Source organism: Bacteroidota bacterium, assembly GCA_016195025.1.
In the GTDB taxonomy this organism is placed as follows: domain Bacteria; phylum Bacteroidota; class Bacteroidia; order Palsa-948; family Palsa-948; genus Palsa-948.
In genome coordinates this window covers 21,197-47,094 of the sequence record JACQAL010000036.1, presented here as the reverse complement: position 1 = coordinate 47,094, position 25,898 = coordinate 21,197, and the positions used below count along the sequence as shown (strand labels likewise).

Annotated in this window: 26 protein-coding genes and 3 tRNA genes; 20 read left to right on the top strand and 9 right to left on the bottom strand. The window is 41.1% G+C overall.

Annotated features, from left to right (window positions below; all coding sequences use genetic code 11):
• The first annotated feature begins 18 nt into the window (after positions 1–18).
• From HY063_06685 to HY063_06645, 9 genes are all read left to right on the top strand, one after another.
• Positions 19–3,201, top strand: a complete 3,183-nt coding sequence (locus HY063_06685) for a SpoIIE family protein phosphatase (protein MBI3501462.1) — start codon at positions 19–21, stop codon at positions 3,199–3,201.
• Between the two features lies 1 nt (position 3,202).
• Positions 3,203–3,619: an ATP-dependent zinc protease gene (locus HY063_06680; GenBank protein MBI3501461.1), complete on the top strand. Its 417-nt coding sequence runs from the start codon at positions 3,203–3,205 to the stop codon at positions 3,617–3,619.
• Between the two features lie 115 nt (positions 3,620–3,734).
• Positions 3,735–5,072 carry an acetyl-CoA carboxylase biotin carboxylase subunit gene (accC, locus tag HY063_06675; GenBank protein MBI3501460.1) on the top strand — a complete coding sequence of 446 codons (1,338 nt, stop codon included), beginning with the start codon at positions 3,735–3,737 and terminating at the stop codon, positions 5,070–5,072.
• Between the two features lie 10 nt (positions 5,073–5,082).
• On the top strand, positions 5,083–5,493 hold the full coding sequence (ybeY, locus tag HY063_06670; protein MBI3501459.1) for an rRNA maturation RNase YbeY: 411 nt from the start codon (positions 5,083–5,085) through the stop codon (positions 5,491–5,493).
• Positions 5,494–5,524: 31 nt separating this feature from the next.
• A tRNA-Leu gene (locus HY063_06665) sits at positions 5,525–5,608 on the top strand.
• Between the two features lie 31 nt (positions 5,609–5,639).
• Positions 5,640–5,711 (top strand) — tRNA-Arg (locus tag HY063_06660).
• Between the two features lie 609 nt (positions 5,712–6,320).
• Complete coding sequence (locus tag HY063_06655; GenBank protein ID MBI3501458.1) at positions 6,321–7,016, top strand: response regulator transcription factor; 696 nt, start codon at positions 6,321–6,323, stop codon at positions 7,014–7,016.
• Positions 7,017–7,114: 98 nt separating this feature from the next.
• Positions 7,115–7,381: a hypothetical protein gene (locus HY063_06650; protein MBI3501457.1), complete on the top strand. Its 267-nt coding sequence runs from the start codon at positions 7,115–7,117 to the stop codon at positions 7,379–7,381.
• Positions 7,382–7,437: 56 nt separating this feature from the next.
• Positions 7,438–7,519: transfer RNA gene (locus HY063_06645), tRNA-Leu, on the top strand.
• Between the two features lie 21 nt (positions 7,520–7,540).
• Here HY063_06645 and cysD read toward each other — a convergent pair.
• The 5 genes from cysD to HY063_06620 all read right to left on the bottom strand — a co-directional run bounded on the left by cysD (position 7,541) and on the right by HY063_06620 (position 13,750).
• Positions 7,541–8,446, bottom strand: a complete 906-nt coding sequence (gene cysD / locus HY063_06640) for a sulfate adenylyltransferase subunit CysD (GenBank protein ID MBI3501456.1) — start codon at positions 8,444–8,446, stop codon at positions 7,541–7,543.
• Positions 8,447–8,449: 3 nt separating this feature from the next.
• Positions 8,450–9,139, bottom strand: coding sequence for a phosphoadenylyl-sulfate reductase (locus HY063_06635; protein MBI3501455.1), 690 nt, complete (start codon positions 9,137–9,139; stop codon positions 8,450–8,452).
• Positions 9,140–9,153: 14 nt separating this feature from the next.
• On the bottom strand, positions 9,154–10,704 hold the full coding sequence (locus HY063_06630) for a TSUP family transporter (GenBank protein MBI3501454.1): 1,551 nt from the start codon (positions 10,702–10,704) through the stop codon (positions 9,154–9,156).
• 22 nt (positions 10,705–10,726) lie between these two features.
• The gene (gene cobA / locus HY063_06625; GenBank protein MBI3501453.1) at positions 10,727–11,500 is read right to left on the bottom strand and encodes a uroporphyrinogen-III C-methyltransferase; all 774 of its coding nucleotides are present in this window, start codon (positions 11,498–11,500) and stop codon (positions 10,727–10,729) included.
• Positions 11,501–11,629: 129 nt separating this feature from the next.
• Positions 11,630–13,750, bottom strand: a complete 2,121-nt coding sequence (locus HY063_06620) for a HEPN domain-containing protein (protein MBI3501452.1) — start codon at positions 13,748–13,750, stop codon at positions 11,630–11,632.
• Between the two features lie 344 nt (positions 13,751–14,094).
• Between HY063_06620 and HY063_06615 the strand changes: the two genes are divergently transcribed.
• The 5 genes from HY063_06615 (at position 14,095) to HY063_06595 (ending at position 19,278) form a co-directional block, all read left to right on the top strand.
• On the top strand, positions 14,095–14,967 hold the full coding sequence (locus HY063_06615) for a M23 family metallopeptidase (protein MBI3501451.1): 873 nt from the start codon (positions 14,095–14,097) through the stop codon (positions 14,965–14,967).
• Positions 14,968–14,999: 32 nt separating this feature from the next.
• The gene (locus HY063_06610; protein ID MBI3501450.1) at positions 15,000–16,172 is read left to right on the top strand and encodes a 1-deoxy-D-xylulose-5-phosphate reductoisomerase; all 1,173 of its coding nucleotides are present in this window, start codon (positions 15,000–15,002) and stop codon (positions 16,170–16,172) included.
• Between the two features lie 8 nt (positions 16,173–16,180).
• Entirely contained in the window at positions 16,181–17,518 is a 1,338-nt protein-coding gene (gene rseP / locus HY063_06605; protein ID MBI3501449.1) for an RIP metalloprotease RseP, read from the top strand.
• 30 nt (positions 17,519–17,548) lie between these two features.
• Positions 17,549–18,859, top strand: coding sequence for a TlpA family protein disulfide reductase (locus HY063_06600; GenBank protein ID MBI3501448.1), 1,311 nt, complete (start codon positions 17,549–17,551; stop codon positions 18,857–18,859).
• A gap of 212 nt (positions 18,860–19,071) precedes the next feature.
• Complete coding sequence (locus HY063_06595; GenBank protein ID MBI3501447.1) at positions 19,072–19,278, top strand: hypothetical protein; 207 nt, start codon at positions 19,072–19,074, stop codon at positions 19,276–19,278.
• 29 nt (positions 19,279–19,307) lie between these two features.
• On the opposite strand, the gene HY063_06590 is transcribed toward HY063_06595, so the two are convergent.
• Positions 19,308–20,015, bottom strand: coding sequence for a fibronectin type III domain-containing protein (locus HY063_06590; protein MBI3501446.1), 708 nt, complete (start codon positions 20,013–20,015; stop codon positions 19,308–19,310).
• A gap of 165 nt (positions 20,016–20,180) precedes the next feature.
• Entirely contained in the window at positions 20,181–20,426 is a 246-nt protein-coding gene (locus HY063_06585) for a hypothetical protein (GenBank protein ID MBI3501445.1), read from the bottom strand.
• Between the two features lie 210 nt (positions 20,427–20,636).
• Here HY063_06585 and HY063_06580 point away from each other — a divergent pair, with 210 nt between their 5' ends.
• The 6 genes from HY063_06580 (at position 20,637) to HY063_06555 (ending at position 24,456) form a co-directional block, all read left to right on the top strand.
• Positions 20,637–20,810, top strand: coding sequence for a hypothetical protein (locus HY063_06580; GenBank protein MBI3501444.1), 174 nt, complete (start codon positions 20,637–20,639; stop codon positions 20,808–20,810).
• A 7-nt stretch (positions 20,811–20,817) separates the two neighbouring features.
• Positions 20,818–21,264, top strand: coding sequence for a hypothetical protein (locus HY063_06575; GenBank protein MBI3501443.1), 447 nt, complete (start codon positions 20,818–20,820; stop codon positions 21,262–21,264).
• Positions 21,265–21,560: 296 nt separating this feature from the next.
• Positions 21,561–21,902, top strand: coding sequence for a hypothetical protein (locus HY063_06570; GenBank protein MBI3501442.1), 342 nt, complete (start codon positions 21,561–21,563; stop codon positions 21,900–21,902).
• A 12-nt stretch (positions 21,903–21,914) separates the two neighbouring features.
• Entirely contained in the window at positions 21,915–22,904 is a 990-nt protein-coding gene (locus HY063_06565) for a T9SS type A sorting domain-containing protein (protein MBI3501441.1), read from the top strand.
• A gap of 3 nt (positions 22,905–22,907) precedes the next feature.
• A complete protein-coding gene (locus HY063_06560; GenBank protein ID MBI3501440.1) occupies positions 22,908–23,609 on the top strand; it encodes a hypothetical protein in 702 nt (233 codons plus the stop codon).
• A gap of 142 nt (positions 23,610–23,751) precedes the next feature.
• Positions 23,752–24,456 carry a T9SS type A sorting domain-containing protein gene (locus HY063_06555; protein MBI3501439.1) on the top strand — a complete coding sequence of 235 codons (705 nt, stop codon included), beginning with the start codon at positions 23,752–23,754 and terminating at the stop codon, positions 24,454–24,456.
• Here HY063_06555 and rfaD read toward each other — a convergent pair.
• Positions 24,453–25,418 (bottom strand): ADP-glyceromanno-heptose 6-epimerase, encoded by a 966-nt coding sequence (gene rfaD / locus HY063_06550; protein MBI3501438.1) that lies wholly within the window; start codon positions 25,416–25,418, stop codon positions 24,453–24,455. The two genes, HY063_06555 and rfaD, sit on opposite strands and share 4 nt — an antisense overlap.
• A 3-nt stretch (positions 25,419–25,421) precedes the next feature.
• Entirely contained in the window at positions 25,422–25,847 is a 426-nt protein-coding gene (locus tag HY063_06545) for a hypothetical protein (GenBank protein ID MBI3501437.1), read from the bottom strand.
• Between the last annotated feature and the right edge of the window lie 51 nt (positions 25,848–25,898).

Genomic DNA, 25,898 nt, shown 5'->3' with positions numbered 1-25,898 from the left:
TTATTTTATATTTTCTAAATGAGGTGCATAAACAGAACTCTCCGTTTCGCAGCGTTCATTTTTTTTCTTTCAGGCCTGCTGAACTTGTTTCAGCATCTCTCCGCCCAGCAATCCATCCGCATTCATCAACTTATTTCCGGAAAAAAAGAAATTAAAATCCAGGCAATCGCGCAAGACCATAGCGGAAATTTATGGGTTGGAACCGAACTCGGATTGATTCGCTACAACGGAATTTCCTATAAGCTTTTTCAGAGGAAGGACGGGCTTTCATCCAATTCAGTAACTGCACTTCTCGAAAATTCAGACAGCATACTTTGGATTGGTTATGCCGATGGAAAAATTTCTCTCCTCCGGAATGAAAAGTTTTCTTCTTTCACACAGAAAGATTCTGCCGATAAAGAAAAAATTTCCTGCATTGTTGCCGACAGCAAAAAAAATGTCTGGATTGGAACATATGGTTCGGGCACATATCTTTTCGATGGGAAAAATATTTCTCATTATAATTCTAAAAACGGATTGAGCGATGATTTTGTGTATTCCATCTGCGAAGCAAAAGAAGGAAGCATCTGGCTCGGCACTGATGGGGGAATTACTATTCTGGAAGGCGGCAAAAAAAATTATCTCACCACAAAAAGCGGGCTTCCCGATAATATTGTTCCGATAATTTTAAAAGACCGGAAGGGAAAAATCTGGATTGCCATGCGCGATTCGGGTTTCTGCAATTATGATTTGGCAGAGAAAAAAATTATTCGTCCCGGAATAAAAGGCGGGTGGAAATTCGGCCCCATTTATTCCATGCTCGTAGATTATTCAGGCGCGGTGTGGATTGGTGCGGAAGCCGAAGGCGGTTTGATTGCATTCACCGTTCGTGACAACTACTATTTCCGATTTCCTGTTTCAGGGCACAATGCGCATTCCAATCAGAAAGTTCAAGTGCTTTTTGAAGACACAGAAAAAAATATCTGGATTGGAACCGAAAAAGGTTTGACGCAATATTGCCGCAGCCGCTTCGAAGTTTTTACTATGAAAGATGGGCTGCCTTCCGATTCCATTCGCGCGCTGATGAACGATTCAAAAGGAAATTACTGGATAAGCACGCCAAAAGGGTTGTTCACTTTTCATTTTGATGAATCGGGAATTCCCAAGAGCAAATTATTTTTCAGCGATAAAAAATCTGACTTCAGAATCGTTTCTCTCTTCGAAGGGAAAAACGGAAACGTGTGGGTTGGAACTTACGGGCATGGCGCTTATCTTCTGAACCCTGAAACAGGCAGCACAACAATTTTTTCAGAAGCGCAAGGGCTGGCGAGCAACAACATCATGTCCATCTGCGATGATAAAGACGGAAACATCTGGCTTGCGACTTTAGGCGGAGGCGTTTCAAAAATTTCTTTCACGGAAGAAAATTACAGGGGAAAATCCGCTGTCAAAAATTTTTCGGAGGAAGACGGCATCGGAAGTATTTATGCGTATTACGCTTTCCGCGACAGCAGAAATATTTTATGGTTTGGCACCGATGGCGGAGGCATTACGCGCTACGATGGGAAATTTTTTTCTTCCTTCAACACAAAAGCAGGAGGATTAAAAAGCGATATTGTTTATTCCATCATCGAAGACGAAAGCGGGCTTATTTGGTTTGCCACGCAGGAAGGAGGAATTTATTCTTACAACGGGAGAACATTCACGAACTACGGAACTGAAAATGGAATCCGCGATTTGTCGCCCGATATTCTTTCCCTCGGGGCGGGAAACGATGTGGTGATTGCGCACGACAACGGCATAGATGTGCTTGACGGAAAAAATCCAAAGCAAGCACGCCAATATAATTTCAGCGAAGCGGGAAATGATTTTTCTCCCAATCAAAATGTTTTCTTCCGCGATAAAAACGGAATTGTGTGGATGGGAACCGACAACGGAATTATAAGGTTTCGTTCTTCCTTCGACTCACTCGATTATCTCGCGCCAAAAACTCAACTCACGGGATTGCAGGTGATGCTTCAACTTTACCCGATGAATGCTTCTCCGGAATTCAGTTACAAGCAAAACCAGTTTGTGTTTGAATTCATGGGAACTTTTTTGCGCGCGCCCGAAAAAGTGCGCTACCGCTATAAACTCGATGGGCACAATAAAGAGTGGTCGCTTCCCACTGAAAACAGAATGGCTTCGTATCCGAATCTGCCGAACGGAGAATATACTTTCCAAGTTTCTGCTTCCAACGCGGAAGGAATGTGGAGCGAACCGGTTTCGTATCACTTCGTCATTAAGCCGCCCTTCTGGAAAACAGTGTGGTTTTATCTGCTTTGCGCAATTTTTCTTGCAGCATTTTTTTATGTTTCGATGAAACTCCGCGTGAAAGCGCTGCAGCGGCAAAATAAAATTCTTGAAGAAAAAGTGGAACAGCGCACACACGAAGTGGTGGAGCAGAAAAAAATCATTGAAGAAAAAAATAAAGACATTACCAGCAGCATCCGTTATGCAAAACGGATTCAGGATGCGCTGCTTCCTGCAAAAAAATATATGGACGAGCACATGGAAGATTATTTTGTTCTCTTCAAGCAGAAAGATATTGTGAGCGGAGATTTTTACTGGGCAAATAAAAAAGAAAGTAAATTGTTTTTTGCCGCCATTGATTGCACCGGGCACGGAGTTCCCGGAGCATTTGTAAGTTTGGTGGCGCATGGAAATATTCAGCGCGCAATAATAATGTTTCAACTGCGTACTCCTTCAGAAATTCTCGACAAGTTAAATGAGGGCGTAACTGATGTGTTGAGCCGCGGAGGAGAAACGCAGGATATAAAAGACGGAATGGATATTTCTCTCTGCGGTCTTGACCGGAAAAATATGAAACTGGAATTCAGCGGGGCAAATCATCCGATGCTTTTGATTCGGAATGGCGAGTTGAAAGAAATCCGCGGAGACAAGCAGCCCATCGGGCAATTCATCTCGAGAAAAAATTTCACCAACCACGAACTGGAAATTCAGAAAGGTGATACGATTTATCTTTATTCGGACGGCTATGGCGACCAGTTTGGAGGAAAGCAAGGAAAAAAATTCAAACGCAGCCGGTTGAAAGAATTAATTCTTTCTATCCACCATAAACCGATGGAGCAACAAAAAATAATTCTGGATGAAACCATTGAAGAATGGAAAGGAAACCTGGAGCAGATTGATGATATACTCGTGATGGGCGTAAAAGTTTAGCATGCAAAAAAAAATAAAACCCAAACAAATCATCGGCAGAAGGGAAATGGTGGATTTTCCGGAGCTCGGTGTTACCGGAATTTTTGCCAAGATAGATACAGGCGCCTACTCAAACACCTTGCATTGCCATGCCATCCGCGTGAAAGAAAAAAAATTATGTTTCAAGGTGCTCGACCCCACGCATCCTGTCTTCAATGAAAAAGAACATTGCTTCGAAAATTTCTCGCAGAAAAAAATAAAAAATTCCTTCGGGGAAGCGGAAAAAAGATTTGTAATCAAAACAAAAATTCGCATTGCGGGCAGAACAATAAAATCAATAATTTCGCTCACCGACCGGGGGGCTATGCGCTACCCCGTTTTAATCGGAAGAAGATTGCTCAAGAATAAATTTGTAGTGGACGTTTCTATTAAAAACTGATTTTAGTTCTTTGTTTCTTAGTTATTGATTTTGGTTTTTAGTTGCCGGTTCTGGTTAACAAAAACTAAAAACCAATCAACTAAAACTAATAAACCAATAACCTTAAACCAAATTTGTGTTTAAAAAAATACTTATAGCCAATCGCGGGGAAATTGCCCTGCGAATCATTCGTTCCTGCAAGGAAATGGGAATAAAAACGGTTGCCGTTTATTCCACTGCCGATAAAGATTCTTTACACGTTCGTTTTGCCGATGAAGCGGTTTGCATAGGTCCGCCAGCAAGCAAAGATTCTTATCTGAACATTCCAAATATTATTGCTGCAGCTGAAATCACCAATGCAGATGCCATTCATCCCGGCTATGGATTTTTATCTGAGCGTTCCAAGTTCGCCCAGATTTGTGCCGAGCACGAAATAAAATTCATCGGTCCCACACCGGAAATGATTGATGCAATGGGCGACAAAGCATCGGCAAAAGCCACTGCGAAAAAAGCCGGAGTTCCCTGCGTTCCCGGCTCGGATGGTTTGCTCGAAAGTTTGGAAGATGCAAAAGCCACTGCAAAAAAAATCGGCTATCCCGTTTTGATGAAAGCAACTGCGGGTGGCGGAGGAAAAGGAATGCGCATTGTTCACGAAGAAAAAGAAATCGAGCACGCCTGGGAATCTGCGCGCAAAGAAGCGCTCGCCTCTTTTGGAAATGACGGCATGTACATGGAAAAATTTATTGAGGAGCCGCGCCATATAGAAATTCAGATTGCGGGCGACCAATATGGAAAAGCATGTCATCTTTCCGAACGGGATTGCTCGATTCAAAGACGGCATCAGAAACTTGCTGAAGAAACACCTTCCCCGTTTATGACTCCGGAACTGCGCAACGCTATGGGCGAAGCCGCTGTGAAACTTGCCAACGCAATTAAATACGAAGGTGTGGGCACAATAGAATTTCTGGTTGACAAGCACCGCAATTTTTATTTCATGGAGATGAACACACGGATTCAAGTCGAGCATCCGATCACGGAAGAAGTGATTGACTACGATTTAATCCGCGAGCAAATTCAGATTGCAGCCGGAGTTCCTATTTCAGGGAAAAATTATTTTCCGCAACTGCATTCCATCGAGTGCCGCATTAATGCCGAAGATCCGCAAAATGATTTCCGTCCTTCACCGGGAAAAATCACCACGCTGCATGTACCGGGCGGGCATGGCATTCGCGTGGACACTCACATTTATGCCGGCTACGTGATTCCGCCTTATTACGATTCAATGGTTGCAAAACTGATTACCGTTGCGCAAACACGCGAAGAAGCCATTTCAAAAATGCACCGCGCGCTCGGAGAATTTGTAATTGAAGGCGTGAAAACTACAATTGCTTTTCACATCAAACTAATGGAGAACGAGGATTTCCGAAAAGGAAATTACACAACAAAGTTTTTAGAAACTCACAAACTCTTCTAAGAACTGCTGAATGGCTGTTCATTTTTTTTCACAGAATATTTCTTTTTCATTGAAGAAAGAAAATGCTGTGAAAAAATTTCTTATCTCTGTTATTGGTAAAGAAAAAAGAAAAGCCGGAGAAATTAATTTTATTTTCTGCGATGATAAATTTCTTCTTTCGCTGAATAAAAAATTTCTTAAGCATAATACGCTTACGGATATTATCACTTTTCAATATCCATCCCCAAAATTAACGGCAGAAATTTTCATCAGCATTCCGCGCGTGCAAGAAAATGCAAAAAAGTTTGGCGCATCATTTCAGAACGAATTAAATCGCGTAATGATTCACGGAATTCTACACCTCTGCGGCTACAAAGACAAAAAGGCAAAAGAGAAAAAAGAAATGCGCACGCAGGAAAATTTTTATCTGAAACGGATTTAGATTTGACAATCAATTTTACATTTGCATCCCTGCCCGGATGGCGGAACTGGTAGACGCGTTGGTCTCAAACACCAATGGTAGCAATACCGTGAAGGTTCGATTCCTTTTCCGGGCACATTTTCTTCGCTTTTGTAATTCTATTTTTTGGTCTTATAGTATAATGGATAGTACATGGGTCTCCGGAGCTCAAAATCCCGGTTCGAATCCGGGTGAGACCACAAAAATAAACCGCAGAATCTTTTTCATTCGCAAGTACAGGAATCAAAATTTTTTTTTCTAAAAATATTTTCCTACCCGTTTTGCAGTTCTGCGGCTTATAATTTACATCACGCAAGCATTCTGAGAGGAAGTAGCAAAATGCCGATAAATCGGTAAATTGCTCTCGTCCTCTCTGCCTGCGTTTTTTCTCATCCAACCTCTTATCTGACTTCAACTTTGTCTCGAAACGATGATATCATCATCCGTTGATGCAGGATGAGAAAATAGTTTCTATCATATTTAATGAGTCCGAGCGCTTTCGCAGAGTAGATTTTTTTACTGCAATGCCTTTTCCGTCAGGAAAAAATTCTGCGAAAGCCGCCCTTTCTCATTATCGGCTCAAGAAAAATAATTCTCATACTAACTTCTTCAGCCATTGTATATATATCGCCGGAGAAAAACTCAAAAACCTAAGTTGGATTACTGTTTTAGCGGTAGAACAACCTTTTGTTTTTTTCCTTTTTCTGCCGGCTACTATACTTCAAAGAACATTCTATTCAAAGATAGAACGGAAAATAATTTTTTAATTTTCTTTCGATAGTTGGCATACATTTTTCGATTCCTCCTATATGAACTGCATAATTGTAGACGATGATGCTACTGCCCGGCTCGATTTGGAAAATAAAATTGCGCAAGTTTCTTTTTTGAATCTGGCCCAGTCCTGTTCTTCTCCTGCAGAAGCAATTACTGCATTAATGGGCGAACAAGTGGATTTAATGATTCTCGATGTGATGATGCCCGAAACAAACGGACTGGAACTGATGAACGCGTTGAAAGAAGAGCGCCCACAGGTGATTTTAATTTCCTCGAATAAAGATTTTGCAGTGGACGCATTTGATTTTGAAGTAACCGATTTTATAGTGAAACCAATTTCGAACGAACGTTTTTTCCGCTCCATTACAAAAGCCAAACGAATGCACGAAATGCAGACAGGAATTTCTTCGCACGATGAGGAACATTTATTTATTAAGGTGAATTCCCGCCTTGTGAAAATTGATACGCGTGATATTTTGTTTGTGGAAGCGCTGGCAGATTATGTAACCATTCACAGATCAGTCAATAAATACACCATCCATTCCACTATGAAGGGAATGGAAAAAGCCCTCTCTGAAAAAAAATTTTTCCGCGCACATAATTCTTACATCATCCGGCTTGATAAAATTTCGGAGATAGAAGATAATTGCTTGGTGCTTGGTCCGAAACTTATTCCTGTGAGCCGTTCAAAATTAAAAGGGCTGATGCAGCGCCTGAAATTTCTTGCATAATTCTTATGATGGAAACAGCGCATGAGTAATTATTTGCAAGGCATCGAATTTAATTTTTAGTAATTGCTTCGCTTCCGTACCTTAAACGAAAAATCAATATGGAAACTAAAGTTAACATAGAGCGAATTGCGATGGGTGCTGGAATTTTAATCGCGCTCGGATTAATTACTCGCTGGGCAATTGTTTTTCAGATTCCCATTCTGATTGGCGCGGTAATTCTCAACGGGAAAGAAAGCGGAATGTTTGATTTTTATTCACAGTTCTGGTTTTCTATTCTTGTTGTGGCACTGCTGCTTGTTTTTCTCGTGTACGGCTCCGGACCATTTTCTGCCGATGAACATTTGAGAAAACATCCGGGCGGATGAAGTTTCCCATGCCGAATGATTTATATTATTTTTGCCAAAACATTTTGCAGTAACGCGGGCGAGTGGCGGAACTGGCAGACGTGCTGGTCTTAGAAACCAGTGGGGAAACCCGTGGAGGTTCAAATCCTCTCTCGCCTACAAATTTTTTATAATGTTTTCTTAGAAATAACCACCCTTTTTCCTGTCTTCCATCGAAGCATCGGAAGTTTGGTCATCCAAACGCGTTGCACCGCGTTCGGAGATTTTTGTTTCTTCTATTTCACGGATGATATCATCCAGTGAATTTGCTTCTGATTCTACCGCAGCGGTACATGTTGCATCACCAACAGTACGGAAGCGAACTTTTCTTTCTTCAATTCTATCGTCCGCATCGGTGTAAACAAAATCAGTCAGTGCCAGCAAGCCACCGGGGCGAACAATGCATTTTCTTTTGTGAGAAAAATAAATGGAAGGCAAATCAATTTTCTCACGCTTGATGTAATTCCAAACGTCCAGTTCTGTCCAGTTGGAAATCGGAAACACGCGCACATTTTCTCCCTGACGGATTCTTCCGTTGTAAATGCTCCACAACTCCGGTCTTTGTTTTTTCGGATCCCACTGCCCGAATTCATCACGCACAGAAAAAACTCTTTCTTTCGCTCGCGCTTTTTCTTCATCTCTGCGTGCTCCACCAATACAAGCATCAAAACGGAATTCTTCAATCGTGTCAAGCAACGTATAGGTTTGCAAAGCGTTTCGGCTGTAGAATCTTCCTCTTTGTTCAACCAATCCTTTTTGTTTAATCGTATCTCCAACACTTCGCACAATTAATTTCTCTCCTATTTTTTTTACCAACTCGTCTCTGAACTGAATTGCTTCCGGAAAATTATGTTCGGTATCAATGTGAACTAAAGGAAAGGGAAATTTTCCCGGACGGAATGCTTTCAGTGCAAGATGAACTAATGTGATGGAATCTTTTCCTCCGGAAAATAAAAGCGCAGGGCGTTCAAATTGCCCCACCACTTCACGAAAAATGTGAATAGATTCGGATTCGAGTTGGTCAAGATAATCTAAATGATATTTCATAATTCAATGTGTATGTAATCCGCATTCTTTTTTAGTTGTGTCTTCCCACCACCATCTTCCCGCTCGGGCATCTTCTCCGTTTTTTACTGCTCGCGTGCAGGGCTGACATCCGATACTGGGAAATCCTTTGTCGTGCAAAGAATTATAGGGAATATTATTTTTCTTTATAAAACTTTTTACTTCATCAAAACTCCAGTCAAACAAAGGATGAAACTTTACAATATTGTTTTTCTCATCCCATTCCACCGAAGAAAGAATATTTCTGTGCTGCGATTGTTTTTTTCGGATTCCCGTAATCCAGATTTCATTTCCCATCAACGCGCGCTGCAGCGGTTCTACTTTGCGTATGAAACAACATTCTAATCTGTTTTCAACTGATTCATAAAAACTGTTCGGGCCTTTTTCTGAAACTAATTTCTGCACTGCGGTTTCATTCGGAGAAAAAGATTCTATGTTCTTCCCATATTTTTTTCTGGTGTTGTTCCAAACAGAATATGTTTCGGGAAACAATCTTCCTGTTTCAAGAGTGAAAACTTTTATCGGAACATTTTGTGAAAAAATAATATGCGTGATTGCCTGGTCTTCCAAACCAAAACTGGTGGAGAAAATTATTGTCCCGGAAAATTCTTTTGAAAGCAAAGCAAGAGATTCTTCCGGAGATTTTCCAGAAACAAGTTTTTCAATTCTATTTATTTTTTCAGCGCTCACTAAAAGAATGTTTTAAAAAGAATCCTCAAACTTACAACAATCACCACAACTCCTACTGTAATTAATCCTGCGCGAACCGGAATTTTTGAAGTGAGATAAGCGGCAAAAGGCGCGGCAATCATTCCGCCAATGATTAAACCGATAATTACATACCAGTGATGAATTCCTATTACGGTGAAAAATGTAATCGAACTTGCAAGTGTTACAAAAAATTCTGCAAGGTTTACCGAACCGATGGTGTAGCGCCAGCTTCTTCCGCGCGCAATAAGTGTGGAAGAAACAATCGGTCCCCATCCGCCACCGCCAATGGAATCGAGAAATGCTCCGATGAAAGCAAGGCGTCCGACTCGTTTTATTTTTTTCTTCGTCTGGATTTTCCGAATCGCTTTTCGGATAATCACCACTCCGAGAATCAATGTATAAACTGAAACGAAAGGTTTGATATACACCGCATAATTTTCCAGAGAAGATAAAATGTATGCTCCGAGAATTGCTCCGAGAATTCCCGGGATTAAAAGATTGCGAAACAATTTTGTGTTCACATTTTTAAAACGCAGATGAGAAATTCCGGAAGCACCGGTCGTAAAAATTTCCGAAGCGTGCACGCTTGCACTCGCAGCAGCCGGAGAAATTCCGAATGATAAAAGAAAAGTTGTTGCCGTAACTCCGTACGCCATTCCAAGCGCGCCATCTACCATTTGCGCCAAAAATCCTCCGACAACAAAAATTAAAAGTGTGCTGTCAATTTTACCGGCAACTTCACCTATATAACCTCCGATTGCATTCAGCGGCAAATACGAAAATAAAAGATGCCCGACAATCATCAATGCAATTGCGGAGAAGGAATAAATAACCCAATATTTCGCCTGCTTGTATTTTGGTTTTTCTTCCTCTTCAACCAGCAAGTGTGGCTGAAGTGAATGAATATTATTTTCCACTGCTAATACCGAAGTAATTTCATTTAACTTTTTTACTTTCTCTGAAAAATTTCCGTTCAACTTTTTTCTAATCACTTCGAGATTGTCCAAAACATTTTGTGTTTCATTCGGAATAGCATCATTCAAAACTTCCTTGACGCGCTTGGCAAGCGTGGGAGATTTTCCATTTGTAGAAACGGCAATTTTCAAATCGCCTTTGTTCACAATGCTTCCAAGATAAAAGTCGCAAAGCTCCGGAGTATCGGCAACGTTCACAAGCATTTCGCGCTTCTTCGCTTCGTCCTTTATGATTTTGTTCGTGTCGTGGTCGCCAGTGGCGGCAATCACAATATCTGCATTGAACAAATCACCGGGAAAAAACACGCGCTGTTTTATTTTCACATTCTCATTTTCATAGGAGATTTTGAAAATCTCATTTATGATTTCGGGCGCAACAATAGTTATATTCGTTTCGGGACTGTTTGCAAGAACTGCATTCAGTTTTTCCAGCGCAACATTTCCTCCGCCTACAATGAGAACTTTCAGTTTCTCCAGCTTTAAAAAAATAGGAAACAATTTATTGATGTTGGTTTCCTGTTTTTCAATTGTAATTTTTTCTTCTATGGTTTCCATTTTTGTTTTTGCTTTACGAAAATTAATTTAACAGATATTTTTCCAAAACTTCTTCCGCTACAAATTCAGGATGAAGTTTCACAACTTCTCCGGCAACAATCACTGCAGGCGAACCGATTTGTTTTTCTTTCACGATTTTCTCTATGGTAGAAATTGTTCCCACTGCAATTTTTTCTTCGGGCAAAGTTCCGTTCTGAATCAGCGCTATCGGAAGATTTTCTTTTCCGGATGATTTATAAACTTCCACAATCTCGTGAAGTTTATGAACGCCCATCAGGATGACAACTGTTGCTGTGCTCTGTGAAGCGAGCGCAATATCTTTTGAAAGTTCTCCTGTGCGCGTAGTTCCGGTAATCACCCAGAAACTTTCGCTGGCTCCACGGTGCGTGACAGGAATTCCAGCGCGTGCAGGAACGCCTACTGAAGAAGAAATTCCGGGAATCACTTCTGTTTCTATGTTGAATGATTCTGCATATTCAATTTCTTCGTAGCCGCGCCCGAAAACAAATGGGTCGCCTCCTTTTAAACGAACAATGTGTCCGTAAGTAAATGCTAAATCCACTATGAGATTATTGATTTGCTCCTGCTTGAGTGAATGCTGCCCGTTTCTTTTTCCTACGAAAATCTTTTTCACATTCGGTGAAGCATATTTAAGAAGAACGGGATTTACAAGCGCATCGTACAAAACAATGTCGGCTTTTCCGAGTGCGTTGATTGCTTTCGCAGTGATTAAATCCGGATCTCCGGGACCTGCGCCTGCGAGAGTTAGTTTGGGTTGTATTTTTTTGTTTGACATAATTTTTAGTTTATAGTTATTAGTTTTTAGTTTCAGGTGTTTTGTTTCCGGTTTTAGTTACTTCACATTCGACACATTCGACAGCAACAACAGTATTCGTACTTATATTTTATCAGAAACTTTTTCATTCTATGCTGTGATTAAACTTTCCTTTTTAATTTGTTCTTCGCGGTATTCTTTCACCCATTTCAAAAATGATTTTGCCTGCGTGAAATAAAACTCAGCGAATTCTTTTTCAGGTTCTGTCTGGTTAATTTGGAGAACTAAAGTTTTGAATCCATTCTGAAATTTATCTTCTCCTGTCTGTATAAAATGTTTTTCAAACTCATTCAGCACACTGTACTGAGAATTGGTTTGAATTTGTTTTGTGAGCAATATTGCTTTTGCAGAATGAATAAATGTGCTGTATGAATGATAAATTGAATCGGCAAAAAGTTTTTCAGCGAAAGAAGTGAATGCAGAATCCAGTTTTTCTTCTGCTTCAAAAAATAATGTTGCCACCAAATCAATCTGCACTCCAGCGCATTCTCCAACTCCGATTGCAGGTTTGAACGCTTCATCATATCCCCAATCTTTATATTCATCATTGGTGAGCGCAGATAAATCCGTAAACTCTTTCAAAAGATTTTCAAAATATTCTCTTCCCTGCGCGTCAAAATATTCGTTGAAGGTTTCTTCCTGCAAAGAATTTTTTTCATAATCACGAAGAATCGCTCTCAGAACAGCGGGACCGCGCTTGGAAGGAATTTTTACAATCTTATCTGAGATTCTTCCTTCGCCATTTCCTGTTGCACCGCCACCGAGAAGCAATTGCAACGCGGGAACAACGTGCGCGCCTGCCTTGAAAGTGCTTCCGTGAAAACCGATGTGCGCGAGCGAATGCTGTCCGCAGGAATTCATGCACCCGCTGATTTTTATTTTAATATTCTTTTCGTAAACTAATTCCGAAAATTCATTGCGGATAACTTTTTCAAGTTCGAGCGCAATGCCTGTGGAATTTGAAATTCCCAAATTGCAGGTATCTGTTCCCGGGCAAGCCGTTATATCGGCAATGCTTCCAAAGCCGGGCAAAGTCAAACCGATTGCGTCAAGTTCTTTATACAATGCGGGAAGTGCCTGTTTCGGAACAAAGCGCAACAAAAAGTTTTGCGAGATAGTAATACGAATGTCATCCGCAGAATATTTTTTTACAATCTCTGCGAACTTCCTAACGTTATTCGTTTTTATATTTCCCAACGGAACATTTATTCCTACCGCAAAATATCCCTGCTGTTTTTGTTCAAATGTGTTTGTGTCTAACCATTCCTGATATTTTCTGTCGTCAGAAATTTTTAAAGTTGTAAATGTATTTTGCAGATGAGATAAATCCGGAATCTCAGATTCAAATTTAACTTCTGACGAAACAGATTTCAAAGAGAGCGTTTCTTCTTCCACCAATCTCAAAAATTCTCCCAGCCCTATTTTCGCTATGAGATATTTCAAACGCGCTTTGTGGCGGTTGGTTCTTTCTCCATAGCGGTCAAACACGCGGACTGCTGCTTCCGCGAATGGAATAATTTTTTCTTCCGGCAGGAATTCATAAGCCGTGTGTGCGAGGAATGGTTGAGCACCAAGTCCTCCTCCAATCACCACTTTGAAACCGCGAACAATTTTTCCATTTTCAATTTTCACCTTAGGAATAAATCCTAAATCGTGAATGAAAGTATAAGCGGTGTCGTCATCGCTCGAAGAAAAAGCAATCTTGAATTTTCTTCCGAGAGATTCCTGAATAGGATTTCTCAAAAAGAATTTGAAGAGTGCGTTCGCGTAAGGCGTAACATCAAAAGGTTCTTTCGGGTCAATGCCCGCGATGTCAGACGCGGTGATGTTGCGTACTGTGTTTCCGCACGCTTCGCGGAGCGTGATGTCGCTCGCCTCGAGTTTTGCCCAGAGTTCAGGAGTTTTGTCGAGCGACACATAATGTATCTGCACATCCTGACGCGTGGTGAGGTGAAGATTGCCTGTTGAATATTCATCCGAAATATCCGCGATGGCGAGCAATTGATTTACCGAAAGTTTTCCAAACGGAATTTTTATCCTAATCATCTGCACTCCCTGCTGGCGCTGCCCGTAAACTCCGCGCGCAAGGCGAAGCGAACGGAATTTTTCGGAATCAATTTTCCCTTCGCGGAAAAGAGAAATCTTTTTTTCCAAATCGAGAATGTCTTTTTCTACGATTGGATTTTCTAACTCTGTTCTGAAACTTTGCATATTTTATTTTTTCTTTTTTATGATTCTTGTTCGGATTCCGGGCAACAAAAAAGCCCTTCGCGGTTTTATTCGGAAGGGCTTTTGCCTGTTACGTTTTATTTTTTTATCGCTTAAAAACAAAACCCTTCCTCGTCCGCATATAGCAGCAGCAACACATTGTCATAATTGTCTGGAAAGTAATTTTTGTCTTCATTTGAAACTCGACCAATTTAGTAGGCAAATGTACAAACCTTTTTGAAACCACCAAATTTATTTTTTGGAACTTACCCCTTCCCCTCTCTTTCGCAAAGAGAGGGGTGTCCGGAAGGACGGGGTGAGTTTTTCTATCTTTGCTACCTTATTATATGGAAGAAAAGAAAAAACAGGGTTTCTGGGCGAAAATCCGCAATCGCTACCGGCTGGTGGTGATGAACGATGATTCTTTCGAGGAGCAATTTTCTCTCAAGCTTACCCCATTAAATATTTTTGTGCTTGTGGGATTGATTTCGATTGTGATGATAACGCTCACCGTAAGTTTAGTTGCATTCACTCCGCTGCGCGAATACATTCCCGGCTACGGCTTGGAAGTGAATACGAGGCAGGAACTCATCAATCTTTCGCTGAAACTTGATTCGCTGCAATATGAATTGAACCTGCGCACGCAGGCAATGGACAACCTGAAAAATATTCTGAACGGAAATGTTTCAGGAGACACAGCGGTTCAAAAAAATAAAACAGAAAAAAATCCTGTTCCGAAAAATGCAGACATCAAACCCACCAAAGAAGAAGTCGCATTCCGTTCGGAAGTGGAATCGCAGGATAAATATTCGCTGGCGTTTTCAGAAAATAAAAACGGAAAAGGAATCAGCAGCTTTTTCTTTTTCACTCCTGTGAAAGGAATGGTAACCGCTTCGTTCAACTCTGCGGAAGAACATTACGGAGTGGATATTGCCGCGAAAGAAAATGAACCCATCAAAGCCGCGCTTGACGGAACAGTTTTATTTTCGGGATGGACTTCTGAAACGGGTTATACCATTCAGATACAACATTCAAATAATCTGGTGTCGGCATACAAGCATTGCTCGGTGCTGATGAAAAAAGCGGGGCAGTTTGTGAAAGCAGGCGAAGCCATTGCGGTGATTGGAAACTCTGGCGAGCAAACCAGCGGACCGCATTTGCATTTTGAACTCTGGTATAACGGCACTCCGATTGACCCGCAGGAGTATATGGTTTTTTAATCTACGAAAAACGAATCTATACGAATCTACGAATGAAGCAAAAGAAAAAACACATAGCCATCCTCGGCAGCACAGGTTCAATAGGAACTCAGGCGCTGGAAGTGATAAAATCACATCCCGAAAGTTTTGTGGTGGAAGTTCTCACGGCAAACGGCAATGCTGATCTGTTAATTCAGCAGGCAATAGAGTTCAAACCCAACTGCGTGGTGATAGCTGATGAAAGCAAATATGAAAAAATAAAATCTGCTCTTGCATCTCATCAGATAAAAGTTTACGCAGGAAATAAATCCATTGAGCAAGTGGTGCAAATGGATTCGATAGATGTTGTGCTTGCAGGAATTGTCGGCTATGCGGGACTTGCTTCTGTTATTTCCGCCATCAAAGCGAAAAAAAATATTGCGCTGGCAAATAAAGAAACGCTGGTTGTCGCGGGAGAGTTGGTCACCGCGCTCGCAAAAGAAAACGGAGTAAATATTTATCCTGTGGATTCGGAGCACTCTGCAATTTTTCAGTGCATGGCGGGAGAATGGGAAAACAAAATTGAAAAAATTTATCTCACTGCTTCTGGCGGTCCGTTCCGAGGAAAAGATGCTGCGTTTCTTTCTTCGGTTACAAAAGCGCAGGCACTCAAACATCCCAACTGGGAAATGGGTGCGAAGATCACGATTGATTCCGCCACGCTGATGAACAAAGGACTCGAAGTGATTGAAGCGAAATGGTTGTTTCATCTCAAGCCCGAACAAATTGAAGTCATCATTCATCCGCAAAGTATTATTCATTCCATAGTGCAATTTGAAGACGGCTCAATGAAAGCCCAAATGGGTTTGCCGGATATGAAATTGCCGATTCAATACGCGCTGAGTTATCCGAATCGTTTGCCTTCAACATTCGAGCGTTTTAATTTTATTGATTATCCAAATTTATCTTTCGAAAAACCCGATACAAAAACTTTTCGCTGTCTTCCACTTGCATTCGAAGCAATGAAGAAAGGTGGCAACGCTCCGTGCATTCTGAACGCAGCAAATGAAGTTGCAGTTAAATTATTTCTCGAAGAAAAAATTGCCTTTACAAAAATCCCCGAAGTGATTGAAAAAACAATTTCAAAGGTTCCGTTTATTGCCAAGCCTTCATACAGTGATTTTGTTAATTCAGATTCGGAAGCAAGGAAAACCGCTATGGAATTTTATCCTACTTTTGCCCTCTAAATTTTCATATGGAAATTCTAATTAAAGCCTCGCAACTTATTCTTTCACTTTCAATTTTAGTCGTGCTGCACGAACTCGGGCATTTTATTCCTTCCAAACTTTTCAAAATGCGCGTGGAAAAATTTTATCTCTTCTTCGACCCCTGGTTCTCTCTCTTCAAAATAAAAAAAGGCGATACGGAATACGGCATCGGATGGATTCCGCTCGGAGGTTATGTGAAAATCTCCGGAATGATTGATGAGAGCATGGACAAAGAGCAGATGAAAAAACCTGCCGAGCCATGGGAATTCCGCAGCAAGCCCGCATGGCAAAGATTGATTGTGATGGTTGGAGGTGTGACGATGAATTTAATTCTCGCTATGGGAATTTATGCCATGCTGCTTTTTACGTTCGGAGAAAAATATTTGCCCACCGCAAATTTGAAAGACGGAATATGGTGCATTGATTCGCTGGCGGAAGATGTGGGTTTCAGAAACGGAGATAAAATTATTTCTGTGGATGGAAAAAACGTGGAAAACTTTCAGAACGTGATTCACGAAATGCTCTATGGAAAAAACGTTCAGATAAACAGAAACGGGAAAGACACCACGCTCGTCATTCCAAAAGATTTCATAGAGAAATTAGTGGACAAACGCGCGCCATTTCTTTTTCCACGCATTCCGTTTTACATAGGAGGATTTTCGGAAAACTCCAACGCGGAAAAAGCCGGAATAAAAAAGAAAGACCATATTCTTGCGCTTAATGACAGCACAATAAATTATTACGATGAATTCAGGACGCGGATGGCAGGTAAAAAAAATTCGCAGGTCAAATTAACTGTAAAGCGCGGAGAAGAAACGCTGGTAATTTCTGTTATGGCAGACAGTACCGGAAAAATCGGAGTGGCGCCAGCGTTTATTGACTTTAAAGAATTGCGCAAAGAAAAAATTTACGACTTCAATGTTACGCAATATGGATTTTTTCAGTCCTTCCCTGCGGGAATTCACAAAGCAATTGAAAAACTTACGGACTACATCCGCCAGTTCAAACTTATTTTCAATTTCAAAACGGGCGCGTACAAAGGCGTGGGAAGTTTTATTTCCATCGGAGATTTATTTCCACCGCAATGGGAATGGGAGCCGTTCTGGGAACTCACCGCAGTTCTTTCCATCGTGCTTGCGTTCATGAACATTCTCCCGATTCCCGCGCTCGATGGCGGGCACGTTTTATTTTTATTGTACGAAGTTATCACCCGCAGAAAACCCAGCGATAAGTTTCTGGAATATGCGCAGTATGTCGGAATGTTTTTATTAATCTCTCTGATGGTTTACGCGCTGGGCAACGATATTTTCAGAATCTTCAAATGAGTTGCAGATAAACTAATGCGAACTATGCGAATGTATTCGAACACTGCGAACAAAACACAAAATAATTCGCGGTGTTCGCATGTGTTCGCGGATTTGCATTGCATTTTACTTATTTCCTGTATTGCTTTTATATCTATTCTATTCTCCTGCGGAAATGCAAAAAAAATTTCTTTACTCAAAGAAGGAAAATGGAGAGGCATTTTAACTCTGGTTGATTCCACCGGCTTGATTCTTCCTTTCAATTTTGATTTAACGTTTCAAAACGATTCAACCAAAATTACTATTCACAATGCAGAAGAAAAAATCATTGTAAATGAAATTTCTTTCAGCAACGATTCCGTTTTTATCCGCATGCCCGTGTTTGATTCGGAGTTCCGATGCAAAATTTCAGGCGACACACTGCTGGAAGGAAACTGGTACAATCATTCGCGGAAAGATAAAAATGTAATTCCCTTCAAAGCCGTTTACGGAGAAACCAACCGCTTCGATTGCCCGGAGTATGACAAAAACTTTTTGTTCGAAGGAAAATGGAAATGCCTGTTCAGCCCCAATCAGCCCGATAGTTCTTACGCCATTGGAGTGTTCAGGCAAACTGCGCATGGCGCCACCGGAACTTTTCTGACCGAAACGGGCGACTACCGCTATCTCGAAGGATGCGTGTTTGGAAATTACATGCTGCTTTCCTGCTTTGATGGCTCGCATGCGTTTGTGTTTCACGCGCAGATTCTGGAAGACAGCACCATTTGGGGAGAATTTTATTCCGGCATTCACCACCAGGAAACATGGCTGGCAAATAAAGATTCCACTTTCAGATTGAGAAATGCCGACTCGCTCACGTTCCTGAAGAAAAGTTTTCCAAAAGTAGATTTCACTTTTCCGAATCCGGAGAACAAAAAAGTTTCGCTCTCGGATGAAAAATATAAAAACAAAGTAGTGATTCTTCAAATCATGGGCTCGTGGTGCCCCAATTGCATGGACGAAACCATTTTTCTTTCCGAACTTTACAATAAATATAAATCGCAAGGGGTTGAAATAATTGGATTGTGTTTCGAGAAAGCGGATGCATTTGAGAAAGCAAAAGAAAATGTTTTGCGCCTTCAACATAAATTCAATGCCGGTTATGATTTTCTGATTACGGGATTTAATCCGAAAGATGCCGACAAAGCATTGCCCATGCTCAATCATGTTATGTCATTTCCCACCACAATTATTATTGACAGAAAAGGAAACGTGCGGAAAATTCACACGGGCTATTCGGGTCCCGCCACCGGCAGCGAGCATGAAAAAGAAAAAGCGGAAATGATTTCTTTCATTGAATCGCTGCTGAAGGAAAAAGGTTGAAACTGATTTTTCTATTTACATCGCAGCATCTTTTTCAGAGAAAAGTAAAATTCTGTTCCCTACATCTATCGGAATTTTGCAGAATACAAAGTAATATGCAGAATCAATCGGAAAATGATGATAGGTAAGCGACTTATCGATGGAGGTAAGCGAGTGATGTATATCGGTAAGCCATCGAAGTATGACGATAAGCCCCTGAAGTATGACGGTAAATGGGTGAAGTATGGAGGTACATCGATAAGCGGCTGAAGTATGGAGGTAAGCGGCTGAAATATGGAGATAAGCCCCTGATGTATGACGATAAGCCGGTGAAGTACATCGGTAAGCCGGTGAAGTATATCGGTAACTCGGTGAACGATGACGGTAACTCCGCGAACGGTTACGAAAAAGCCCTGCCCGCCATCGGTTTTTTTGTTTAGTGATGACAGGCAGGGCTGCTCCATGACGGTTAAACGGCAGGCGGCAGCGGATTCGGATTGGGCGATGGCGATGGAGGGTTTACTCCCGTTCTTGAAATGAAAGAAACGACCGTACTCCAGTTGCTCTGCCCGCGGGCGTTCATTACCGAAATACGAATGAACACTTCCTGCCCGCGAACGAGGTTGGGCACAATCAGTTTTTTTGAATTATGCGTGAGCAAAACTGTTTTGAAACTGCTTTCATCAGAAACGGTGGTGGTCATTTCTATTATGAAAGTTAATTTCTGTTTTTTGGTCAGGAGCGGGCTGGTGGTTTTCGCCAGAAAAATTTTTGCAGTGCCCGGTGAATCGCCATCGTCAATTTTTTTAATTACAGGAGCATCGGGAACTTCAGCGGGTTCCGGCTCTTCGCTTGCATCAAAACCCGAAAGAAGAATGGTGTCCTTGTCGTTCTTTGCAACCTTGTTCACATAGGTAAGTTCCTCTTTGAGCAAGCCGTGAACTTTCAGCGCTTCCTTGTTGCGGGCTTCGGTGGCTTCGCTGCCTCCTTTTTTTGCATCGGCAATGGCTTTTTCAAAAGGCACCACCTCGTTTTGCAGAACACCCAGCGAAGGGTCGGGATTGCCGTAGATGTTGGAATTAGCAGTGAGTTTGCCAATCACTTTGTTGAGCAATTGAAATAATTTTCCGAATTGCTTGGGCGTGCAGTGCATGACTGCGAAAAAAATACGTTTCATTTTATTTTTGTTTTAACAGTTATCACAAACTTTATTGTTCGTGATTCGGTTTGAATTTTAGTTCGCGCCTGAGTAAAGTTGCTTCATCTTTTTGCGGTTGATTTTATTTCTTATGCTATAACGCGGGGGCGTTGTAACATGTTTGCCCAACCTGTTACAAAATTTTCAGGGGGGTGGTTTGCGGTTGAATTTTTTTCTAAGACGGTAAACAAACATTCGTGATTTGTGAAACTGGCGGGCAATGAGTTGCACCGGCTTGCTCGAAGTGATGGCAGGAAGCAGTTTTTTTAACTCGATATATTTATGAATGGCGGAAAAAGAAAACCTGCGGCTGCGAAAATATTTATAAAATTCTTCGGCTTGTTCTTCTCCTATCCTGGAGAGGACGTATTCTATTTCTTTTATGCTCACGGTGCATAAGCGTTAGCGTAATTTTTTTTGCATGCGGTTGTTTTTATAAATGTTCTAACGGCAGCAGGAGGAAGTTTATTTGAAGAAGGATGTTAAAAATTGTTAACAGCACGGAGAGGGAGCGGTTGATTTTTTTCTCTCCTTTTCTGAAACCTTTCGCAAACATTTCCGTAAAATTATCCCAGCGAAAAAGAAATCCTATCAAATGGTATGAGCATAAATGATATGCTCTACCTGCACCAGCAATCCATAGAAGAATTATTTATATACATGGTGGAAAAAGATAAAGAGAATAAGGAGTTGAAAAACAAATTGGAGAAGCAGGATAAAATGATTGAACTATTATCGGATAAAATTGAAAAGTTGGAAAATAAAATCAAGTAGTAAGAATATGAAATATAAAAAACACATATTGTTTTTCCTACTCATTACGTTTTGCATCACCGATTGCAAAAAATATCCTGAGGGACCGTGTATTAGTTTGAGAGGTGCAACGCGTAGAATAAGGGGAGATTGGAATGTGGAAACCGTTCTTATTGATAATGCAGACTCAACGGGAATTGGACATAATCGTGGAGGATATACAATTGGATATAAAGGAGAAGATTATTCTAAAATTGGTCGCAATGGGAGGGATGGGAGGTTAAGTTTCGATGGTCGAACACATATAATTGTTACGCGTGTATATGGTTATCCTCCTCTTTTTTTATATCCAGATGATACCGAATGGGCAATACAACGTTTAACAAATAAAGAATTTTGGTTAAAAACTACTTATAATAATAAAGAATATTACTTAAAATTAAAAAAAACAACAGACTATTGTGGATTTTTATGAATAGAATAATAATAATTTTATTTTTTATCTTTTGTCATTTAGAGGTTTTCTCTCAAAGCCCAGTGGAGAACCATGGAAAGTATTGGTATTATAGATACCGGCTTAATAATAATTTCGTGAAAATAGGTGATTGCGATGGTTGCAGTTTGCCTGCAGAATCAAGAAGATTAGATGGTACATTGAACTGGGGTGACGGGCAGGATTGGGGCTGGTATATAGGAATACTTTAGTTTTTCTGTAACCTTTTACTACCTTTATACGTCTAAGGACAAATCCATCCTTAACAATCTTTCAACATGAAAAAACTTCTTCTTTTTATTGGTTTTATTGCCATCGTTTTCTCTTCCTGCCTGAAGCCAGGTGCGTCCAAAACGAATGATGAGATTCAATTCACCAATCTTTCTGCCGATACGTATACGCTTTCCAAATCGGCATCCACCAAAATAACCGCCACCGTGCAGAATGCCTGCCCCGAAATAACCTACCATTGGTCTGTAAATTCAGGAAGCATCAGCGGCAGCAGCGCTCAGGTGGTGTATAATGCTCCGGCAGGTGCTTCGCAAATAACGGTATCGTGCACGGTGAACCACCCGGGCAAGCAATCCAAAACAAAAAGCGTTTCAATTAACATCAACTAATAAATTTTACAGATGAAAAAACTTTTTACCCTCACCTCCGCCATTCTTTTTTCCATTGCTTTGTTTTCCCAGGCCACGCTGGCTCCAACCATCGGGGTTTCCGTTCTTCCGCCCGATAATAGCAGCGTTTGCACGCCTGCCTGTTCGGGAAGTTACAACTTTGATACCGATGGTTACCTCGTGGGCACGCTCATTCCCGATTTTACGCTTTATACTATTTCAGGAACTCCTTACAATGCGCAAACGTTAATTAACACCGGCAAGCCGCTTTGCATTGTGGCGGGAAGTTATACCTGCCCCGTTTGGCGCGGCAAAACGGATAGTTTAAATATGCTTTTTAGCAAATACGGAAGCAAGGTAAATTTCCTGGTAGTGTATGTTTGCGAAGCGCATCCCAAATCTCCGGATGTAAGCCCTTATAGTTGCAATGTATGGGACCCGAATCCGAACACAATCAAATATCTTCAGGAAACCACTTATGGTCAGCGAAAAGCAACTGCCACCGATATGGTGAACAATACCTGCGCCTGTTATACACCGGCAAATCCAAGTATTCCTATGGTAATTGATGGTCCGTGCAACGAGTTCTGGACGCACTTTGGTCCTGCACCCAACAATGCGTACCTCATTAACCCCGCTGATGGAAAAGTTTACTGCAAGCACGGCTGGTTTGACAAAGCGCCCAACGAAATGGCTCCCTGCATTGACCAGTTGCTTGCTGTGCTCACTTCCGTAAACGAGCCGAATGTTTCATCAACTATTTCTGTTTATCCCAATCCATCGGCTGACGGCAGATTTACAGTTTCCGGTTTACGGTCTGCTGTTTCCGGTTTAGAAATATACAATGTGTTTGGAGAAAAAGTTTTTGCATCAACCATCCAGCCATCCAACAATTCAACCATTCAGGTCTCTCTCCCTTCAGGGACGGGGCATGGAATTTATTTTTACAAACTCAGCGATGAAAACGGAACTGTTTCTTCCGGGAAAATTATAATTGAATAAAGGATGAGAAAAATTTTTTTTCTTTCCGTTTGTTTATTGCTTACTGTTTTTACTTCTAAAAGTTTTGCGCAGAGTGTTATTTTCTTGGGAACCGATACCGTAGAATATGCAAATCCGGGCGATGCGTTTTATTGCGAAGATAGTTTGAAGAATACTTCCAATAAAGGATTGTGGGTGGACGCCATTCGCGTCCTGAACGATACCGCTCCCGGCTGGGGAACTTCTCTCTGCCTTGATGTTTGCTATCCTCAATGGGTGGACAGCGCCAATGAATATTTTTACGCACAGTCGGCAGGCGTGTTTCGCATGCACTTTTATTCCGACTCTGTTGCCGATACTTCCACGGTGATTGTAAGATTCAGAAATGAATCTGATTCAACCAATGTTTTTTACAAAAAGTTTGTTGGAATCACTGTAAAGGGATTACACGCAAATGAAATTGCAGAGGATGTAAGCGTTCAGCTTTTTCCTTCGCCAGTAATTGCGGGAAGCACATTCTGCTTCCGTATTTCTGACAGGCGGCATATAGAAGGCAACTATTCTCTTATTGTTTATGATGTGTGCGGGAACCGCGCTTCTCACATTGACGGGCTGGTAAGCGGAGATAATTATTTTTCCATGAATCTTCCGCAGGGAATTTATATTTACAATTTAATTAACCGGAATTCTCTTTTGAAGACAGGAAAAATTGCCGTTACAAAATAAGGTATCAAAATTAATTTTGCCAGCGCCATTTTGTTGCATAGCAGTTAATTAATTCTAATTTTGTTCTGTAGAATATTAAAAAACCGAGTACATTTAGTTTCAGGAATAAACACCGGATGAATTACTTTGTAAAAAATTTAGTATGAAAAAATTATTACTCTTGATAGTTGTCATCCTGAGCAGCCTCTTAGGCGTAGTAGAAGGATTTTCGCAGGCACTCACCATTGCCATGCCCGATACATCCAGATGCGATACTGCCGGCAAGGATATTGAATGTTATTTGGGCGACACCATTTATAATAGCACTCCCAATACGCTCGATATAGATGTGGTGCGCGTGCAGAATGTGGCGGCTTCCGGCTGGACAACTGCATTTTGCCTCAATGTATGCTATCTTCCCACAAAAGACAGCGTGCGTTTTTCTCTTGCGTCTAATGCGCATCAAAAATTTATTCTGCATTTTTATACTACCACTGTTGACAGCGGCACCTGCTATTTCAAATTTAAAAATGTAAGCACTCCTTCCAATACTTTGTATCAGCGCTATTATTGTTCTACCTTATGCGTGGCTGGCGTGAATGAACATTCCACAGGAAAAGCGAATGTGAAAATTTATCCGTCACCCGTAATGGCAGGAGAAAATTTCAGCATAGCAATTTCATCTGAGAAAAACACAGGCAGCATGACGCTTGTGTTCTACAATATTTACGGAAGCGCAGTAAGCACGAACAGGGTAGGGCAGGGGATTAATGTTATGAATCTTGATTTGCCTGCCGGAGTTTACTCCTACGATTTGATTTCCGGGAATGAAAACATTTCTTCGGGGAAAATGTGCGTGAGCCGCTAATAATATTTTTTTTCTTCAAGATAATTTACCGCGTAATCATTAATTCCTTCTTCCAGCGAAGTGAATTTAATTTCGCATCCTGCATTTTTTAATTTTTCCATTTTTGCTTCGGTGAAGTATTGGTATTTATCGCGAATATCAGCAGGCGTATCTATAAATTCAACGGTTGGTTTTTTCCCGAGCGATAAAAAAACAGTATTTGCCAAATCTAAAAATGTTCTTGCCGTGCCCGAACCCAAATTGTAAATGCCGGAATTTTTCCGTGTGCGCAAAAACCATAAGCAGACATCGGTTACATCTTTTACGTATACAAAATCCCGCAACTGTTCTCCGTTTTTATATTTCGGATTATGCGAGCGGAATAATTTTACTTTACCGGTTTCCTGAATTTGATTGAACGCATGAAAAATCACCGATGCCATTCTTCCTTTATGATATTCATTCGGACCGTATACATTGAAAAATTTCAGTCCGCACCAGAAGTAAGGTTTGCGCTCCTGCTTCAAAGCCCATTTATCAAATTCATTTTTTGATTCTCCGTAAGGATTCAGCGGTTTTAATTTTTCAACGAGAGCGTGATTGTCATCGTAGCCAAATTCCCCTGCTCCATACGTAGCCGCAGAAGAAGCATACACGAGCGGAAGACCAAACTCCACGCAAATGCTCCATATTTTTTTTGAATAGTTGAGATTGAGTTTGTCGAAAATCGTTTTATCAAATTCGGCAGTGTCTGTTCTTGCGCCAATATGAAAAACAAACTGCACCATGCGGTGATTTTCCTTCAGCCAGGCCGAAAAATCATCGCGGTGAATATTTTTTGAAACTATTTTTCCGGAAAGATTTTTATTTTTCTCTTCACGTGAAAAGTCATCTACCACCACAATATCTTTAAATCCTTCCTGATTCAGTTTCGAAACCAAACAACTTCCGATAAATCCTGCAGCTCCTGTGACTACAATCATACTTTAATTGAAGATATGTAAAACGCTTCCGTCAAAAGTGGTTTGATAGCGTTTGAGAGGAACAGAAGCAGGGCCTGCATTTACAGAGCCATCGGTGAGTAAAAATTTTGAACCGCACACTCCGTCAACGGCAATTAAGCCGCTGGCATCAACGCTCGCGGCATTTCCATCTGAAACCTGGTAAGTGCAGTGCCGGTCGTATGCCATAATTTCATTTTGCGATTTTCGGAAAGCAATAATTCCCTTTGAGCCGCCACTAAAATATTGATAGCCGTTCACCGCATTCAGAGGTGAAAAATTGGGGTCGGTTGCATACACATAAATATCAACATACACATTCGGAACACGATCGTTATCTTTTTTCTTGCATCCGCAAAAAGAAACAAGCGCCATAAAAACTATGGAATAATATTTGACAACTTTGTTCATTTCTCTGTTGAAGGTGAAACAAAGTTACATTATTTTTATCTAAACTTGTAT

What these genes read in the sequence shown, in the direction of transcription:
- HY063_06685 (MBI3501462.1), top strand. Translation starts at nt 19, where the DNA reads ATGAGGTGCATAAACAGAACTCTCCGTTTCGCAGCGTTCATTTTTTTT.
- HY063_06680 (MBI3501461.1), top strand. Translation starts at nt 3,203, where the DNA reads ATGCAAAAAAAAATAAAACCCAAACAAATCATCGGCAGAAGGGAAATG.
- ybeY (MBI3501459.1), top strand. Translation starts at nt 5,083, where the DNA reads ATGGCTGTTCATTTTTTTTCACAGAATATTTCTTTTTCATTGAAGAAA.
- HY063_06655 (MBI3501458.1), top strand. Translation starts at nt 6,321, where the DNA reads ATGAACTGCATAATTGTAGACGATGATGCTACTGCCCGGCTCGATTTG.
- HY063_06650 (MBI3501457.1), top strand. Translation starts at nt 7,115, where the DNA reads ATGGAAACTAAAGTTAACATAGAGCGAATTGCGATGGGTGCTGGAATT.
- cysD (MBI3501456.1), bottom strand. Translation starts at nt 8,446, where the DNA reads ATGAAATATCATTTAGATTATCTTGACCAACTCGAATCCGAATCTATT.
- HY063_06630 (MBI3501454.1), bottom strand. Translation starts at nt 10,704, where the DNA reads ATGGAAACCATAGAAGAAAAAATTACAATTGAAAAACAGGAAACCAAC.
- cobA (MBI3501453.1), bottom strand. Translation starts at nt 11,500, where the DNA reads ATGTCAAACAAAAAAATACAACCCAAACTAACTCTCGCAGGCGCAGGT.
- HY063_06620 (MBI3501452.1), bottom strand. Translation starts at nt 13,750, where the DNA reads ATGCAAAGTTTCAGAACAGAGTTAGAAAATCCAATCGTAGAAAAAGAC.
- HY063_06615 (MBI3501451.1), top strand. Translation starts at nt 14,095, where the DNA reads ATGGAAGAAAAGAAAAAACAGGGTTTCTGGGCGAAAATCCGCAATCGC.
- HY063_06610 (MBI3501450.1), top strand. Translation starts at nt 15,000, where the DNA reads ATGAAGCAAAAGAAAAAACACATAGCCATCCTCGGCAGCACAGGTTCA.
- rseP (MBI3501449.1), top strand. Translation starts at nt 16,181, where the DNA reads ATGGAAATTCTAATTAAAGCCTCGCAACTTATTCTTTCACTTTCAATT.
- HY063_06600 (MBI3501448.1), top strand. Translation starts at nt 17,549, where the DNA reads ATGTATTCGAACACTGCGAACAAAACACAAAATAATTCGCGGTGTTCG.
- HY063_06595 (MBI3501447.1), top strand. Translation starts at nt 19,072, where the DNA reads ATGGGTGAAGTATGGAGGTACATCGATAAGCGGCTGAAGTATGGAGGT.
- HY063_06590 (MBI3501446.1), bottom strand. Translation starts at nt 20,015, where the DNA reads ATGAAACGTATTTTTTTCGCAGTCATGCACTGCACGCCCAAGCAATTC.
- HY063_06580 (MBI3501444.1), top strand. Translation starts at nt 20,637, where the DNA reads ATGAGCATAAATGATATGCTCTACCTGCACCAGCAATCCATAGAAGAA.
- HY063_06575 (MBI3501443.1), top strand. Translation starts at nt 20,818, where the DNA reads ATGAAATATAAAAAACACATATTGTTTTTCCTACTCATTACGTTTTGC.
- HY063_06570 (MBI3501442.1), top strand. Translation starts at nt 21,561, where the DNA reads ATGAAAAAACTTCTTCTTTTTATTGGTTTTATTGCCATCGTTTTCTCT.
- HY063_06565 (MBI3501441.1), top strand. Translation starts at nt 21,915, where the DNA reads ATGAAAAAACTTTTTACCCTCACCTCCGCCATTCTTTTTTCCATTGCT.
- HY063_06560 (MBI3501440.1), top strand. Translation starts at nt 22,908, where the DNA reads ATGAGAAAAATTTTTTTTCTTTCCGTTTGTTTATTGCTTACTGTTTTT.
- HY063_06555 (MBI3501439.1), top strand. Translation starts at nt 23,752, where the DNA reads ATGAAAAAATTATTACTCTTGATAGTTGTCATCCTGAGCAGCCTCTTA.
- rfaD (MBI3501438.1), bottom strand. Translation starts at nt 25,418, where the DNA reads ATGATTGTAGTCACAGGAGCTGCAGGATTTATCGGAAGTTGTTTGGTT.
- HY063_06545 (MBI3501437.1), bottom strand. Translation starts at nt 25,847, where the DNA reads ATGAACAAAGTTGTCAAATATTATTCCATAGTTTTTATGGCGCTTGTT.